The sequence below is a fragment of the Streptomyces sp. NPDC001020 genome, assembly GCF_053599115.1.
Genome location: NZ_JBSFLQ010000017.1, coordinates 117,531 through 133,023, shown reverse-complemented (window position 1 = coordinate 133,023; position 15,493 = coordinate 117,531). Strand labels below are relative to the sequence as shown.

Below are 15,493 nucleotides of genomic sequence, written 5' to 3'. Positions count from 1 at the left end.
CCGCACACCGACAAGGACCGAAGAGATGACCCGCGTGATCGCCGGCCGGGCCGGCGGACGTCGTCTGGCCGTCCCGCCGGGCAACGGCACCCGCCCCACCTCCGACCGGGCGCGCGAGGGCCTCTTCTCCACCTGGCAGTCCCTCCTGGGCGGTCCGCTCGACGGCGAGCGGGTCCTTGACCTGTACGCCGGCTCGGGCGCCGTCGGCCTGGAGGCGCTCTCCCGTGGAGCGGGGCACACCCTCCTCGTCGAGGCCGACGCGCGGGCCGTCCGAACGGTCCGCGAGAACGTCAGGGCGCTCGGCCTCCCCGGTGCGGAGGTCAGGGCGGGCAAAGCGGAGCAGATCGCCCAGACGCAGGCGCCGGCGCAGCCGTACGACATCGTCTTCCTCGACCCGCCGTACGCGGTGTCCGACGACGATCTTCGCGAGATTCTGCTCACACTCCGCACCGGGGGCTGGCTTGCGGCCGATGCCCTCGTCACCGTGGAGCGCAGCACCAGAGGCGGAGAATTCCGGTGGCCGGACGGCTTCGAAGCGGTCCGGACCCGTCGCTACGGTGAGGGGACGTTTTGGTACGGTCGCGCCGCCTCTACGTGCGAAGACGCACGATGACCGGACCGGAGAGCGAGGGAACACAAGTGCGCCGCGCCGTCTGTCCCGGGTCGTACGACCCGATCACCAACGGACATCTCGACATCATCGCCCGCGCTTCCAAGCTGTACGACGAGGTGTTCGTCGCGGTGATGATCAACAAGTCGAAGAAGGGCCTGTTCGAGATCGACCAGCGGATCGACCTGATCCGACAGGTCACCGCCGAGTTCGGGAACGTCGAGGTGGAGGCGTACCACGGTCTTCTGGTCGACTACTGCAAGCAGCGTGACGTCCCCGCCATCGTCAAGGGGCTGCGCGCCGTCAGCGACTTCGACTACGAGTTGCAGATGGCGCAGATGAACAACGGCCTCTCGGGTGTCGAGACCCTCTTCGTCCCCACCAACCCCACCTACAGCTTCCTGTCCTCCTCGCTGGTGAAGGAGGTCGCGGCCTGGGGCGGTGACGTCTCCCACCTGGTGCCGCCGGTCGTCCTGGACGCCCTCAACAAGCGCTTCGGGAAGGCCTGAGCGGGTCGGCGTCGGCCCTCTGGAAAGCTGACGATCCGTCACCCGGTGTCGGGCGGGGCGGGAGTGGTCGTACAGTCGACCCGACCGTCTCCAACCCGGCTGTAGAGAGTGGCGAGCACACGGTGGACGTGCAGAAGAAGCTCGACGAGATCGTCGCGATGGTTTCCAGCGCCCGGGCCATGCCCATGTCGGCCTCGTGCGTGATCAACCGCGCCGAGCTGCTTTCGATGCTCGAGGAGGTGCGTGCGGCGCTGCCCGGCTCCCTGGCCCAGGCCCAGGAGTTGATCGGCGACCGGGAGCAGATGGTCGAGCGGGCCCGCCAGGAGGCCGAGCAGATCATCGAGAACGCGCACGCCCAGCGCGGCTCCCTGATCTCCGACACGGAGGTCGCCCGCCGCTCTCAGGGCGAGGCCGACCGCATCCTCACCGAGGCCCGCCAGGAGGCCGAGGAGATCCGCGCGGACGCCGACGAATACGTCGACTCCAAGCTCGCCAACTTCGAGGTGGTCCTCACCAAGACCCTCGGCTCCGTCGGTCGCGGCCGCGAGAAGCTCCTCGGCACGGGGCCCGGCCTCGACGAGCAGGGGCGCGAGGACGAGGACGCCCCCGAGCGCAGCCATGACCCCGAGACCCTGCGCCACGACGCCGACGCCTATGTGGATGCCAAGCTCGGTGCCTTCGAGGCCGTTCTCGCCAAGACCCTGGAGGCCGTCGGCAAGGGCCGCCAGAAGCTGCAGGGCCGTATCGCCACCGACGACCTCGGCGCCCTCGCCGACGACGCGACGACCGTCCAGCACTCCAGCGACGCCGACTACCTCGCCGATCTCGCGGCCCTCGCCGACGCTCCGGGCCGCACCGCCGCGATCCCGGCCCAGCAGACCCAGTCCCAGCCGGCCTACGCGCAGCAGCAGGACGCGTACGGCTACCAGCAGACGGACCAGTACGGCTACCAGCAGCCGTACGCCCAGCAGGACGCGTACGGCTACCAGCAGGCCGACCAGTACGGCTACCACCAGGCGCAGACGTACGACCAGCAGGCCCAGGCGCAGACGTACGACCAGCAGGCCACGTACGACCAGGGGCCGGGGCAGCAGGGATACGCCCAGGACACCAGCCTCGACGAGACCAGCCTCTTCGACACCAGCATGATCAGCGCCGAGCAGCTGCGGGAGTACGAACAGGGACGCGGCGGTCACTGAGCGTTCCGGGCGCGCCGGGCTCGCCTCTGTGGGCACACCCGATTGGGCCGAGAGCGAAAGGTCCAGTATCCTGGTTCTTCGGTCGCACGTACCTTTCGCGATCTGCGCTGCCCGGAACATCACGGGACGGCGTCCCTCTCTGAGCTTCGAAGACCGAAAGCAGGAATGGCTCTGAACGCCCGCCTTGACCACCGCGACCCCTTCGTGTTCGACACGCACGAGCTGGGTCGGCGTCCTGGTGCGCTGCAGCGCCTGAACCGTACGGTCGACGCCCCGAAGGACTTCGGTATCCAAGGGGTCGTCGGAGTGCCCGAAGGCGCCCCGGTGGAGCTCGAACTCCGACTCGAGTCGGTCATGGAAGGGGTGCTCGTCACGGGTACCGCCCGTGCATCGGCCGAGGGGGAGTGCGTAAGGTGTCTGGAGCCGCTCGAGCTCGAGCTCGACGCGGACTTCCAGGAGATGTTCTCGTACCCTGACGCCGACGACCGGGGCCGTCCTGTGACGGAACCCGGTGACGACGCCGAGGACGACGAGGACAGGCTCTTTCTCGAGGACGGCATGTTCGACCTCGAACCTGTGCTGCGCGATGCGGTGGTGCTCGCACTGCCGATGCAGCCGGTGTGCCGGGAGGACTGCCCGGGCCTGTGCACCCAGTGCGGGGCACGGCTCGCAGACGACCCGGACCACCACCACGACGCCGTCGACATCCGTTGGGCGGCACTGCAGGGACTCGCCGTTTCACTCGAAGCCGGCGATAAGGACGAGAAGAGCGGCGCCGAAGCGGGCGTCGACGAGAAGCAGGAGAAGTAGCCGTGGCTGTTCCGAAGCGGAAGATGTCGCGCAGCAACACGCGCCACCGCCGGTCGCAGTGGAAGGCTGCGGTCCCCACCCTGGTTGCGTGCGAGCGCTGCCACGAGCCCAAGCAGCAGCACATCGCGTGCCCCTCTTGTGGCACGTACAACAAGCGTCAGGTCCTCGAGGTCTGAACGGCTGGTGAGAGGTCTGATGTCTGACGCCAAAAATGGTCCCCGCCGCAGCGGGGGTGGTCCGGCGGACAACATGGCCTCGTCCCACACGCTTCTGGAAGGGCGGCTCGGCTACAAGCTCGAGTCCGCCCTTCTGGTGCGTGCGCTGACTCACCGCTCGTACGCGTATGAGAACGGCGGTCTGCCGACGAACGAGCGCCTGGAGTTCCTCGGGGACTCCGTCCTCGGCCTCGTCGTCACGGACACGCTGTACCGCACCCACCCCGACCTGCCCGAGGGCCAACTGGCCAAGTTGCGGGCCGCGGTGGTCAATTCGCGTGCGCTGGCGGAGGTGGGTCGCGGGCTCGACCTTGGATCCTTCATCCGGCTCGGCCGGGGCGAGGAGGGCACGGGCGGCCGGGACAAGGCCTCCATTCTCGCCGACACCCTCGAAGCGGTGATCGGCGCTGTCTATCTCGACCAGGGACTGGACTCGGCGGCGGAGCTGGTGCACCGCCTGTTCGACCCGCTGATCGAAAAGTCCTCGAATCTCGGTGCCGGCCTGGACTGGAAGACCAGCCTCCAGGAGCTGACCGCGACCGAGGGGCTCGGTGTGCCCGAGTACCTGGTCACGGAGACCGGCCCGGATCACGAGAAGACCTTTACTGCTGCCGCCCGCGTCGGAGGCGTCTCGTACGGCACCGGTACCGGCCGCAGCAAGAAGGAGGCGGAGCAGCAGGCCGCGGAGTCGGCCTGGCGCTCCATTCGCGCTGTCGCGGACGAGCGTGCGAAGGCGGCGACCGAGGCCGAGACGTCCCCAGGCGGGGGCGCCGGCCCCGCGTCGGCCCCGACGGGCGACCCGGCCACGGCCTGAATCCTTCACAGGGACCCCGCTCCGGCGACTGCCGGAGCGGGGTCTCTTTCATGAGGCGAGCGGACAGGGCCGCCGGCCCGTCGGCCCCACCTGACCAAGAGGTACTCTGCGCTCGTCGGCCCCGTTCACCCCTCCGGAGGAGTACCGTGCCCGAGTTGCCCGAGGTCGAAGTCGTACGGCGTGGCCTGGAGCGTTGGGTCGCCCACCGGACCGTCTCCGACGTCGAGGTGCTCCACCCGCGTGCCGTCCGACGGCACACGGCGGGTGCCGAGGACTTCGCGCACCGGCTGAAGGGAGAACGCCTCGCCACCCCGAGCCGCCGCGGCAAGTACCTCTGGATCCCGGTCGAGACCGCCGGTACGGCGATCCTGGCCCACCTCGGGATGAGTGGCCAGCTTCTCGTCCAGCCGCACGATGCCTCCGACGAGAAGCACCTCCGCATCCGTGTCCGCTTCGACGACGGCCTGGGCACCGAACTCCGCTTCGTCGACCAGCGCACCTTCGGTGGTCTCTCGCTGCACGACACCGCCCCCGACGGACTGCCCGACGTCATCGCGCACATCGCTCGCGACCCGCTCGACCCGGTCTTCGACGACGAGGCCTTCCACCAGGCGCTGCGCCGCAAGCGCACCACCATCAAACGGGCCCTGCTCGACCAGTCGCTGATCAGCGGCGTCGGCAACATCTACGCGGACGAGGCTCTGTGGCGCGCCCGCGTCCACTACGAACGACCGACCGTGAACTTCACGCGCCCACGCACGGCCGAACTCCTCGGCCACATAAGGGACGTGATGAGTGCCGCGCTCGCTGTCGGCGGCACCAGCTTCGACAGCCTGTACGTCAACGTCAACGGAGAGTCCGGCTACTTCGACCGGTCGCTGGACGCGTACGGCCGCGAAGGACTGCCCTGCCGACGTTGTGCGACGGCCATGCGCCGCCGCTCCTGGATGAACCGGTCCAGCTACTTCTGCCCGAAGTGCCAGCGGGCGCCGCGCGTCGCGTTGTAGGGCGCTGTGCGGGCGTCCCGCCCGCCCGTGGCGCGTGCCCTCTCTGTGGGCAGGCGCCTTGCCGCGGCGCGGAGGCCGCCTCCGTCAGCAGCCTGCTCTCTCGGGGGCCCCGTCAGTAACCGAAGTCCTGCGTCCACCAGGGGCCGCCGGTCCCGAAGTGCACCCCGACACCCAGCGTCGTGAAGTCGCAGTTCAGTATGTTCGCCCGGTGGCCCGGGCTGTGCATCCACGCGTCCATCACGCTCTGGGCGGTCGCCTGGCCGCGGGCTATGTTCTCGCCGCCCAGGTCGGTTATGCCACGCGCCTTCGCACGGTCCCAGGGGTCGTTGCCGCTGGGATCGGTGTGGTCGAAGAAGTCCCGCGCGGCCATGTCCTCGCTGAACGCCTCCGCCAGCCCGGCCAGGGCGCTGTTCGCGGACACCGGGTGGCAGCCCGCCTTGGCCCGTTCCTGGTTGACCAGTGCGATCACCTGACCCTCGACCGTGGGAGCCGCGGACGCCCTCCCTGGCGGGACGGTCTTCGGCTTCTTCGTGGCCGGGTGCGCAGGCGGTGCGGCCGTCGTCGCCTTGGACGCCTTCGGCGCCATCGGGGACGGGCGCTGCGAGGGTATCCGCGTCGGCGTCGCCGGGGAGGCCGACGCCGAGGCCGATGTCGAGGGGGCCGATGTGGAGGGGGTCGAGGCCGAGGGGGCCGAGGTCGGCGTGCTCGTACGGCCGGAGTGACGGCTGGCGGACGGGGAACCGCGGCCGTCCGCGGTCTCACTGGCACCGCCCTGCCCGCTCGCGGAGCCCGATGGGATGGCGCCGCCGGCCTGTGTGTCGCCGGGATCGCCGCTCACCGTGAAGTGGTCGCCACCGGGCAGCACGCCGGTGGCGACCGCCACCGTGCCCAGCGCCACGGCCGCGGAGACACCCAGCAGGCCCGTGCGCACCGGTGTGGCGGCCTTCTTCCTGCGGCGCGAGCGGGTCGCGCGCCGCTCGTCCTCCAGAACCGCCGCGAAACCGTAGAGGTTCTCGGGGCCGTAGCGCTCCGTAGGGACCTCGCGCTCCTGCGTGGTCCTGGTGGCGCGGCCTGTGCCGGCGCGTCCGGCGTCGGCGCGTCGGTGGCGTCCCATCTGCTGGCCTTCCTGGTCTTACGGTCAGCGCCACACACTCGATCGAGTGAGTTCCCCTATGAGATGTATGGCTGGGGACGGTACCGCATGACGCCGGGGGGAGAAGTGTCCGCAGACACATTGGCCAGTTAGCGTGCACCCATGAACGACGATGCACGGCTCGTCGCGTGGGTACGCGGACGTGTCCAAGGCGTGGGATTCCGCTGGTTCACACGGGCCAAGGCGCTCGAGATCGGCGGCCTGTGTGGTTTCGCTCTCAACCTGGACGACGGGCGGGTGCAGGTGGTCGCCGAGGGTTCGCGGAAGGGCTGCGAGGGGCTGTTGGAGTGGCTCCAGGGCGACGACACACCCGGGCGGGTGGACGGAGTAACTGAGATTTGGGACACGCCTCGCGGCGGCTACGACGGGTTCGCGGTCCGCTGAGCCGCTGCCGCGAAACCGTCCCACGGGGGCGGGGAAACATGCCATGGACACCTGCCCGGAGTGGAAACGCCCTGGTGGTTGCCAAGAACAGCTCGTCGTGGCAGGCTCCGCGGGTACGGATGATCTCCACGCCCGCAGGGACCCTCAGGAGTCGCAGCGCCACCCGGCCGGGGCCGCGCGCCCCGGGCCACCCGCCCCTACAGGGTGTGATCGTGTTGACCGTCAAACTTTTTGGTGAGACGCTGAAAGCCCCGCGCACCTTAGCTGTTTGGCATGTGAGAACGGCAGCAAGAACCCAAGAGTGCCAAGCACCGCGGGTGCGAATCCCTCACGACCCACACCGCTCCGGTCGGTCACTCAGTGTGGAGGACCATCCATCATGGCAAAGGCGCTTCTCGGTTACGTCGGCGGCTCTGACCCGCGACTCCTCGCCGAGATGCGACGGCTGCAGCAGCGCGTCCAGGAACTCGAATCCGAACTCGTACGGATCCAGACGGAGAATGACGCGCTGACGGCTGCCGCTTCTCACGACAGGATCATGGAGAGCATCGACGCACACCAGGCGGAGCCTGCGCTCACCTGATCACTGCATCGCTCCACGACAACAGCACCAGCAGTGGTAGGGCTGCCCGTATCAATCGCTCAGTTGTCAGAGTCGCAAGGGACGCCTCGGCGTCCCTTCTTTCTTGCCCCCGCGCGCCCCTCCTTCTCCTTAACCGATGGTGTGCCCTGCACCTTCATGGGTGAAACCGCAAGGTTGTCGGGGTTCACAGTGCGAGATACCGGCGGAAGGTAGAGTCCAGCGGCGTGCACCTCAAGGCCCTGACCCTCCGCGGCTTCAAGTCGTTCGCTTCTGCGACCACACTCCGGTTCGAGCCAGGCATCACATGCGTCGTGGGGCCGAACGGCTCAGGCAAGTCAAATGTCGTGGACGCGCTCAGCTGGGTCATGGGCGAGCAGGGGGCCAAGTCGCTGCGCGGCGGCAAGATGGAGGACGTCATCTTCGCCGGCACCACTGGGCGCCCGCCGCTCGGCCGCGCCGAGGTGTCCCTGACCATCGACAACGCCGACGGCGCACTGCCCATCGAGTACGCCGAGGTCACCATCACGCGGATAATGTTCCGCAACGGTGGCAGCGAGTACCAGATCAACGGTGACACCTGTCGGCTCCTCGACATCCAGGAGCTCCTCTCCGACTCCGGCATCGGCCGTGAGATGCACGTGATCGTCGGCCAGGGGCAGCTCGACTCCGTCCTGCACGCCGACCCCATGGGCCGCCGCGCCTTCATCGAGGAGGCCGCGGGCGTACTGAAGCACCGCAAGCGCAAGGAGAAGGCGCTGCGGAAGCTGGACGCCATGCAGGCGAACCTCGCCCGTGTCCAGGACCTGACCGACGAACTGCGCCGCCAGCTCAAGCCGCTGGGACGGCAGGCGGCGGTGGCGCGCCGGGCGGCCGTCATCCAGGCCGACCTCCGGGACTGCCGGCTGCGCCTGCTCGCCGATGACCTGGTACGACTACGGGAGGCGCTCCAGGTCGAGATCGCGGACGAGGCCGCGCTCAAGGAGCGCAGGGAGGCCGCCGAGGCCGAGCTGAAGAAGGCGCTGCAGCGCGAAGTACTCCTGGAGGACGAGGTGCGGCAGTTGACGCCGCGTCTCCAGCGGACCCAACAGACCTGGTACGAGCTGTCGCAGCTCGCCGAGCGGGTGCGTGGCACGATCTCGCTGGCCGACGCGCGCGTGAAGAGCGCCACTTCCGCGCCCCCTGAGGAACGGCGGGGACGTGGCCCCGAGGACCTGGAGCGCGAGGCCGCCCGCATCCGAGAGCAGGAGGCCGAACTGGAGGCCGCGCTGGAGGCGGCCGAGCGCGCGCTGGAGGACACCGTCGCGCACCGTGCGGAGCTGGAGCGCGAACTGGCGATCGAGGAGCGGCGTCTGAGGGACGTGGCCCGCGCCATCGCCGACCGCCGCGAGGGTCTTGCCCGTCTGACAGGGCAGGTGGGCGCCGCCCGCTCCCGTGCCGCCTCGGCCCAGGCCGAGATCGACCGGCTCGCCGCCGCCCGGGACGAGGCGCAGGAGCGTGCCGTAGCCGCCCAGGAGGAGTACGAGGAACTCAAGGCCGAGGTCGAGGGTCTGGACGCGGGCGACGCGGACCTCACCGAGCAGCACGAGGTGGCGAAGCAGGCACTGGCCGAAGCCGAGGCGGCCCTGTCGGCGGCCCGCGAGGCGGCCACCGCAGCCGAACGTCGGCGCGCCGCGGTCGCGGCGCGGCACGAGGCCCTCGCCCTGGGGTTGCGCCGCAAAGACGGTACGGGCGTGCTGCTGGGTGCGACGGATCGGCTCTCCGGCCTCCTGGGGCCGGCGGCCGAGCTGCTGTCGGTGACCCCCGGCTACGAGGTCCCGCTGGCGGCGGCGTTCGGCGCGGCCGCGGACGCCATCGCCGTGACGGACCCGTCCTCGGCGGCAGACGCGATCCGGTTGCTGCGCAAGCAGGACGCGGGACGCGCGGCGCTGCTGCTGGCGGGGCCGCGGGAGAGCGAGGCCCGGACCGCTGACCCGGGCACGCCCCCGTTCGCGTCCGATCTCGTCCGTGGCCCCGACGAGCTGATGCCCGCCGTCCGTCGGCTGCTGCGCGGCATCGTCGTGGTCGGCACCCTCGAAGACGCCGAGGAACTCGTGGCCGCACGGTCCGATCTGACCGCCGTCACCGCCGAGGGTGATCTCCTCGGGGCGCACTTCGCGCACGGTGGGTCCGCCGGGGCGCCGAGCCTGCTCGAAGTGCAGGCCTCCGTCGACGAGGCCGCCGCCGAGCTGCGGGAACTCGACGGGCGCTGCGAGCGGCTGACGGATGACCAGCGGCTGGCGGGGGAGCGTCGCACGGAGTGCGCGACGCTCGTCGAGGGGCTCGGGGAGCGGCGGCGGGCGGCCGAGCGGGAGAAGTCCGCGGTCGCACAGCAGCTGGGGCGACTGGCCGGGCAGGCGCGGGGCGCCGCCGGGGAGGCCGAGCGCTCCGCCGCCGCTGCGGCTCGGGCGCAGGAGGCCCTGGACAAGGCGCTCCTTGATGTCGAGGAACTGGCCGAGCGACTCGCCGTAGCCGAGGAGATGCCGGTCGAGGAGGAGCCCGACACCTCTGTACGCGACCGGCTCGCGGCAGACGGGGCGAACGCGCGGCAGACCGAGATGGAGGCCAGGCTCCAGGTCCGTACGCATGAGGAACGGGTCAAGGGGCTGGCCGGGCGTGCCGACTCGCTCGACCGGGCCGCGCGCGCCGAACGCGAGGCACGTGTGCGTGCCGAGCAGCGGCGGGCCCGGCTGCGGCACGAGGCCGCCGTCGCCGAGGCGGTCGCCTCCGGGGCCCGGCAGCTGCTCGCCCATGTGGAGGTGTCCCTGGGGCGGGCGGACGAGGAGCGCATCGCAGCCGAGGCGGCCAAGGCGCGCCGTGAGCAGGAACTCGGCGCGGCCCGCAGCGAGGGCCGCGACCTCAAGGCCGAACTCGACAAGCTCACGGACTCGGTCCACCGGGGGGAAGTGCTCGGCGCCGAGAAGCGGCTGCGTATCGAGCAGCTGGAGGCCAAGGCGCTGGAGGAGCACGGGGTCGAACCGGCCGGACTGGTCGCCGAGTACGGCCCCGACCAGCCGGTGCCGCCCTCGCCGCCGGCCGAGGGCGAGGAGCTGCCCGAGGATCCCGAACACCCGCGCAACCAGCCCCAGCCGTTCGTCCGCGCCGAGCAGGAGAAGCGGCTCAAGGTCGCCGAGCGGGCCTACCAGCGGCTCGGCAAGGTCAACCCGCTCGCTCTGGAGGAATTCGCGGCGCTGGAGGAACGGCACAAGTTCCTCAGCGAGCAGCTGGAGGACCTGAAGAAGACGCGTGCCGATCTGCTGCAGGTGGTGAAGGAGGTCGACGAGCGCGTCGAGCAGGTCTTCACCGAGGCGTACCGGGACACGGCCCGCGAGTTCGAAGGTGTCTTCAGTCGACTGTTCCCGGGTGGCGAGGGGCGGCTGGTGCTGACTGACCCCGACAACATGCTCGCCACGGGGGTGGATGTCGAGGCACGTCCGCCGGGCAAGAAGGTCAAACGGTTGTCCCTGCTCTCCGGCGGGGAGCGGTCGCTGACCGCCGTGGCGCTGCTCGTGTCGATCTTCAAGGCGCGGCCCAGCCCGTTCTACGTCATGGACGAGGTCGAGGCGGCGCTCGACGACACCAACCTGCAGCGGCTGATCCGGATCATGCAAGAGCTGCAGGAGGCCTCACAGCTCATCGTGATCACGCACCAGAAGCGCACGATGGAGGTCGCCGACGCGCTCTACGGCGTCTCCATGCAGGGCGACGGAGTCTCGAAGGTCATCAGTCAGCGGCTTCGCTGAAACCGGCCTACCCTTGCCTCTACTGGAACGTGAAGCGTCATCGGCCGGTGTGAACCGGAACCGAATCAAGCAAGCGTATGCACCGACTCCGCCGGCGTCGCTGACCGAGTGGGGCCGCTCTCACGCGTACGTAATCAACACGGTCTTCGCCGCGCTCGGCATTGCGTTCGTCCTGAAGGTTCGTCCTGAAGTTCGTCAGGGAGACGAAAGACGAGACGCTGGAGGAGATGGGGTGACGCGTTCGCCCGAGCGCGGACAGAGGAGCCGCCCCGGAGCCGGGCAGTGACCCCGCGCGTACACGAACGGCCGAGCGGCGGGTCACGCCATACTTGAGGCGTTATGGAAATTGTCATCCTTGCTGTAGTCATCGCCGTGGTGGTGATCGGCGCGCTCGGTGGGCTCATCGTCAGCACTCGCCGGAAGAGGCCGCTGCCCCCGCCCCCACCCACGCCGCCCGACATCACCGCCCCTCCGGCCGAGCCGCATGTCGGCGACGAGGCCGAGACCCTGCGCGAAGAAGAGCGCCGGACGATCGAGGAGGTGGAACTCCCCGACGGCTCCGTCCCCGTGGTCGTCGAGGAGCCGCCGGTCGTCGAAGCGCCCCCGATCGAGATCCCCGAGCCCACCGCCGGCCGCCTGATCCGCCTGCGCGCCCGCCTCTCCCGGTCGCAGAACGCACTGGGCAAGGGGCTGCTCACACTCCTGTCCCGCGAGCACCTCGACGAGGACACGTGGGAGGAGATCGAGGACACGCTGCTCACCGCCGACGTCGGCGTGCAGCCCACGCAGGAGCTGGTCGAGCGGCTGCGTGAGCGCGTGAAGGTGCTCGGCACCCGTACCCCCCAAGAGCTGCGCGGCCTGCTGCGCGACGAGCTGCTCCAGCTGGTCGGTACCGCCATGGACCGCACTGTCCACACCGAGCCCGAGGCCAGCAAGCCGGGCATCGTGATGGTCGTCGGCGTCAACGGCACCGGCAAGACCACCACCACCGGCAAGCTCGCCCGCGTCCTCGTGGCCGACGGTCGCAGCGTCGTCCTCGGCGCCGCCGACACCTTCCGCGCCGCCGCCGCCGACCAGCTGCAGACCTGGGGCGAGCGGGTCGGCGCGCACACCGTGCGCGGACCCGAGGCCGGCGACCCCGCCTCCGTCGCCTTCGACGCGGTCAAGGAGGGCAAGGAGATCGGCGCCGACGTCGTGCTCATCGACACGGCGGGCCGTCTGCACACCAAGACCGGCCTCATGGACGAGCTGGGCAAGGTCAAGCGCGTCGTCGAGAAGCACGCCCCGCTGGACGAGGTGCTGCTCGTCCTCGACGCCACGACCGGGCAGAACGGTCTCATCCAGGCCCGCGTCTTCGCCGAGGTCGTCGACATCACCGGCATCGTGCTCACCAAGCTCGACGGCACGGCGAAGGGCGGCATCGTGGTCGCGGTCCAGCGCGAACTCGGCGTGCCGGTGAAGCTGGTCGGTCTCGGCGAAGGCGCCGACGACCTGGCTCCCTTCGAGCCGGAAGCGTTCGTGGATGCGCTTATCGGCGACTGACGGCGCACACGAGGCGTACGGCGTCCCCGGCGGCGTACGCGTGAAAAGGGCCCGCCACACGTGCAAACGTGAGGGGGCCCTTTCGCTGCGCCGTGCGGCGGGGCTACGCGGGTGAGCGGTGGGCCACGTACGCCAGGGTGCCGATCAGCAGGCGCGCCGCCGGTGGATTCGTCGCCGAGTCGAGGGCGGGGGCACGCAGCCAGCGGACCGGGCCCAGGCCACCGCGATCGGAGGGCGGGGCCGTGACGTAGCTGCCCGGGCCCAGGGCGTGCAGGTCGAGAGCAGTGTCGTCCCACGCCATCCGGTACAGCAGCTCGGGCAACTCGGCCGCGGAGCCCGGCGCGACGAAGAAGTGTGCGCGGCCGTCCGGGGTGGCCGTCACCGGGCCCAGGGGCAGCCCCATGCGCTCCAGCCGGACCAGCGCGCGCCGCCCGGCTGTCTCGGCGACCTCGATCACGTCGAACGCGTGGCCGACCGGCAGCATCACCGTGGCGCCAGGGACCTCGGACCAGACCCTGGTCGCCTCGTCGAGCGTGGCGCCCGCGCGCACAACGGGCGTGGAGTCCAGCGGATGCGCGCCCGGCGCGGCACAGTTCGTCCTGCCGCATGAGCACGCCCCCGCGGCCGCCCAGGCACCGGGCACCACGTCCCAGCCCCACAGGCCGCTGTACTCGGCCACGGCGGCACCCTCCGACGAGCGGCCTCGGCGCCGCGCGCCGGGCCGGATTTCGCGGATCCCCCGCGTACCGCCGATCGTGAAACCCATGCCCCCTCCAACGGGTCCAGCACGCCGGTGGTTACGTAACGGAAGCGCAACCTGACCCTGCGTTCCCACTCCCTCGGTCGTCGCCGTTCGCGCCGCGATGTCCGCGCGGCGCCCGGTTGCATCCCAGGTGGTGTGTGCGGCGACGCGCGCCGGTGAATGCTTCGCTCCATCACTCCCGGCTGTCATGTGTCAAGTGAATCGTGCTGAGGTCACCGTGGGTTCATTCGAAGGGGTGGCGAATGGTGGCGTTTCTGGAATCGCCATGGCTGGACGGGTGATCTTAGGATTACTTTGAGTGCACGAGTCCTGGGGACGCGTGCACTCGTGGGTATGCCGGAGGCATGTCGGGTTCCCGTCCGACGGGTGAGAACGACCGGATGCGGGACCGTACTCACCGGCATTCTGGTAGGGCTTGGCGCACACGGCGCACAGGCGGTTTCAGGGAGTGGGGGCGTTCCAGTGGGCGGCAACGGCGGAAGCGGGACGGACGCTGACAAGCGCCCCAATGAGCTGCTCGGCTCGTGGTTCGTGCGCAGTGGCTGGTCGAAGGGCGAGCTGGCGCGTCAGGTTAACCGCAGAGCTCGCCAGTTAGGTGCCAGTCACATCTCCACGGACACTTCGCGGGTGCGTCGCTGGCTGGACGGCGAGAACCCGCGCGAGCCGATCCCGCGGATCCTCTCGGAGCTGTTCTCGGAGCGCTTCGGCTGTGTGGTCGCCATCGAGGACCTCGGGCTGCGCGCCGCCCATCAGTCACCGTCCGTGTCCGGAGTCGATCTTCCCTGGACGGGCCCGCAGACGGTGGCGCTGCTCAGCGAGTACTCGCGCAGCGACCTGATGCTGGCGCGGCGCGGCTTCCTAGGGGCCTCACTGGCCCTGTCCGCGGGCCCATCTCTCGTCGAGCCCATGCAGCGCTGGCTCGTGCCCGGCCCCACCCCGCCGCGCGGGGAGCCCGGTCCCTCGCTTGCCGCGCGCCGCGGCGGTCGGCTCTCCAGGCCTGAGATGGACCTCCTGGAGGCGACCATCGTGATGTTCCGGCAGTGGGACGCCCAGTGCGGCGGCGGTCTGCGCCGCAAAGCGGTGGTCGGCCAGCTGCACGAGGTCACCGACCTGCTCCAGGAACCTCAGCCCGAGGCCACCACCAGGCGCCTCTTCAAGGTCGCCGCCGAACTGGCCGCACTGGCCGGCTGGATGAGCTACGACGTGGGGCTGCAGCCCACCGCGCAGAAGTACTTCGTCCTCGCCCTGCACGCAGCCAAGGAGGCGGGCGACAAGCCGCTCGGCTCGTACATCCTCTCCAGCATGAGTCGCCAGATGATCCACCTCGGCCGGCCCGAGGACGCCCTGGAACTCATCCACCTCGCCCAGTACGGCAGCCGGGACTGCGCGAGCCCGCGCACTCAGTCGATGCTGTACGCGATGGAGGCGCGCGCGTACGCGAACATGAGCCAGCCCAGCAAGTGCAAGCGCGCCGTGCGAATGGCCGAGGACACCTTCGCCGACGCGCTCGAGTTCGACGAGCCCGAGCCCGACTGGATCCGCTTCTACTCCGAGGCCGAGCTGTACGCCGAGAACTCTCACTCCTTCCGCGACCTCGCCTATGTCGCGGGCCGCAGCCCCACCTACGCCTCCCTCGCCGAGCCCCTGATGCGGAAGGCCGTCGACCTGTTCTCCGAGGACGAGGAGCACCAGCGGTCCTACGCACTCAACCTCATCGGCATGGCCACCGTGCATCTGCTGCGGCGCGAGCCGGAACAGAGCGTGACGTTGGCCAAGAGGGCCATGGAAGTCGCCAGAAAGGTGCGGTCCGAACGGGTCAACACCCGCATCCGGAAGACGGTCGACACCGCTGTACGCGATTTCGGTGACCTCGCCGAGGTCGTCGAACTGACCGACCACCTCGCCACCCACCTACCCGAGACCGCCGAGGCGGTCTGACCCTCCCGGGCCCCGGAACCCGAGGGCCCCACGAACCCCGGCCGCGGCCGCCATCCCGAACTGTCCGACTCGGCTCCCCCACGCCAGGTCATCGGATGGCTGCCGCGGCCGGATGCGTCTTCGCGCCCGATGGGGCGCCACTCTCCCGACCCGGCCGGTTCACGCGGGAAGTCCCCGACCGATGCAT

At 70.3% G+C, this 15,493-nt stretch carries 14 protein-coding genes; 12 read left to right on the top strand and 2 right to left on the bottom strand.

The features are described 5' to 3' along the window. The first annotated feature begins 25 nt into the window (after positions 1–25). The 7 genes from rsmD to mutM all read left to right on the top strand — a co-directional run bounded on the left by rsmD (position 26) and on the right by mutM (position 5,164). The gene (gene rsmD, locus ACWDEX_RS18360) at positions 26–613 is read left to right on the top strand and encodes a 16S rRNA (guanine(966)-N(2))-methyltransferase RsmD (protein WP_450464576.1); all 588 of its coding nucleotides are present in this window, start codon (positions 26–28) and stop codon (positions 611–613) included. Then, the gene (gene coaD, locus ACWDEX_RS18355) at positions 610–1,119 is read left to right on the top strand and encodes a pantetheine-phosphate adenylyltransferase (RefSeq protein WP_450464575.1); all 510 of its coding nucleotides are present in this window, start codon (positions 610–612) and stop codon (positions 1,117–1,119) included. Before rsmD ends, coaD begins: the two co-directional genes overlap by 4 nt. Positions 1,120–1,241: 122 nt before the next feature. Beyond that, positions 1,242–2,318 carry a cell division initiation protein gene (locus ACWDEX_RS18350; protein WP_450464574.1) on the top strand — a complete coding sequence of 359 codons (1,077 nt, stop codon included), beginning with the start codon at positions 1,242–1,244 and terminating at the stop codon, positions 2,316–2,318. Positions 2,319–2,483: 165 nt separating this feature from the next. Then, a complete protein-coding gene (locus ACWDEX_RS18345) occupies positions 2,484–3,128 on the top strand; it encodes a YceD family protein (protein ID WP_450464573.1) in 645 nt (214 codons plus the stop codon). Positions 3,129–3,130: 2 nt separating this feature from the next. After that, positions 3,131–3,304 (top strand): 50S ribosomal protein L32, encoded by a 174-nt coding sequence (rpmF, locus tag ACWDEX_RS18340; RefSeq protein WP_003951102.1) that lies wholly within the window; start codon positions 3,131–3,133, stop codon positions 3,302–3,304. Between the two features lie 19 nt (positions 3,305–3,323). Then, on the top strand, positions 3,324–4,157 hold the full coding sequence (gene rnc, locus ACWDEX_RS18335; RefSeq protein WP_450464572.1) for a ribonuclease III: 834 nt from the start codon (positions 3,324–3,326) through the stop codon (positions 4,155–4,157). Between the two features lie 146 nt (positions 4,158–4,303). Beyond that, positions 4,304–5,164, top strand: a complete 861-nt coding sequence (gene mutM / locus ACWDEX_RS18330; protein WP_450464570.1) for a bifunctional DNA-formamidopyrimidine glycosylase/DNA-(apurinic or apyrimidinic site) lyase — start codon at positions 4,304–4,306, stop codon at positions 5,162–5,164. A gap of 112 nt (positions 5,165–5,276) precedes the next feature. On the opposite strand, the gene ACWDEX_RS18325 is transcribed toward mutM, so the two are convergent. Next, positions 5,277–6,278, bottom strand: a complete 1,002-nt coding sequence (locus ACWDEX_RS18325; protein ID WP_450464569.1) for a CAP domain-containing protein — start codon at positions 6,276–6,278, stop codon at positions 5,277–5,279. Positions 6,279–6,419: 141 nt separating this feature from the next. On the opposite strand from ACWDEX_RS18325, the gene ACWDEX_RS18320 reads away from it, so the two are divergent. The 4 genes from ACWDEX_RS18320 (at position 6,420) to ftsY (ending at position 12,605) form a co-directional block, all read left to right on the top strand. Further along, the gene (locus tag ACWDEX_RS18320) at positions 6,420–6,701 is read left to right on the top strand and encodes an acylphosphatase (protein ID WP_450464567.1); all 282 of its coding nucleotides are present in this window, start codon (positions 6,420–6,422) and stop codon (positions 6,699–6,701) included. A 379-nt stretch (positions 6,702–7,080) separates the two neighbouring features. Continuing rightward, positions 7,081–7,284, top strand: coding sequence for a hypothetical protein (locus tag ACWDEX_RS18315; protein WP_450464565.1), 204 nt, complete (start codon positions 7,081–7,083; stop codon positions 7,282–7,284). Between the two features lie 224 nt (positions 7,285–7,508). Continuing rightward, positions 7,509–11,063 carry a chromosome segregation protein SMC gene (gene smc / locus ACWDEX_RS18310; RefSeq protein WP_450464563.1) on the top strand — a complete coding sequence of 1,185 codons (3,555 nt, stop codon included), beginning with the start codon at positions 7,509–7,511 and terminating at the stop codon, positions 11,061–11,063. 339 nt (positions 11,064–11,402) lie between these two features. Beyond that, positions 11,403–12,605: a signal recognition particle-docking protein FtsY gene (gene ftsY / locus ACWDEX_RS18305; protein WP_450464562.1), complete on the top strand. Its 1,203-nt coding sequence runs from the start codon at positions 11,403–11,405 to the stop codon at positions 12,603–12,605. A gap of 103 nt (positions 12,606–12,708) precedes the next feature. On the opposite strand, the gene ACWDEX_RS18300 is transcribed toward ftsY, so the two are convergent. Next, entirely contained in the window at positions 12,709–13,371 is a 663-nt protein-coding gene (locus ACWDEX_RS18300; protein WP_450464560.1) for a bifunctional DNA primase/polymerase, read from the bottom strand. A 459-nt stretch (positions 13,372–13,830) separates the two neighbouring features. Between ACWDEX_RS18300 and nsdA the strand changes: the two genes are divergently transcribed. After that, positions 13,831–15,306 carry a transcriptional repressor NsdA gene (gene nsdA, locus ACWDEX_RS18295; protein WP_450464558.1) on the top strand — a complete coding sequence of 492 codons (1,476 nt, stop codon included), beginning with the start codon at positions 13,831–13,833 and terminating at the stop codon, positions 15,304–15,306. The last annotated feature ends 187 nt before the right edge of the window (positions 15,307–15,493 follow it).

Excerpts from the sequence above, each read along its gene's own strand:
- rsmD (WP_450464576.1), top strand. The coding sequence starts at position 26 with ATGACCCGCGTGATCGCCGGCCGGGCCGGCGGACGTCGTCTGGCCGTC.
- coaD (WP_450464575.1), top strand. The coding sequence starts at position 610 with ATGACCGGACCGGAGAGCGAGGGAACACAAGTGCGCCGCGCCGTCTGT.
- ACWDEX_RS18345 (WP_450464573.1), top strand. The coding sequence starts at position 2,484 with ATGGCTCTGAACGCCCGCCTTGACCACCGCGACCCCTTCGTGTTCGAC.
- rnc (WP_450464572.1), top strand. The coding sequence starts at position 3,324 with ATGTCTGACGCCAAAAATGGTCCCCGCCGCAGCGGGGGTGGTCCGGCG.
- ACWDEX_RS18325 (WP_450464569.1), bottom strand. The coding sequence starts at position 6,278 with ATGGGACGCCACCGACGCGCCGACGCCGGACGCGCCGGCACAGGCCGC.
- ACWDEX_RS18320 (WP_450464567.1), top strand. The coding sequence starts at position 6,420 with ATGAACGACGATGCACGGCTCGTCGCGTGGGTACGCGGACGTGTCCAA.
- ACWDEX_RS18315 (WP_450464565.1), top strand. The coding sequence starts at position 7,081 with ATGGCAAAGGCGCTTCTCGGTTACGTCGGCGGCTCTGACCCGCGACTC.
- ftsY (WP_450464562.1), top strand. The coding sequence starts at position 11,403 with ATGGAAATTGTCATCCTTGCTGTAGTCATCGCCGTGGTGGTGATCGGC.
- ACWDEX_RS18300 (WP_450464560.1), bottom strand. The coding sequence starts at position 13,371 with ATGGGTTTCACGATCGGCGGTACGCGGGGGATCCGCGAAATCCGGCCC.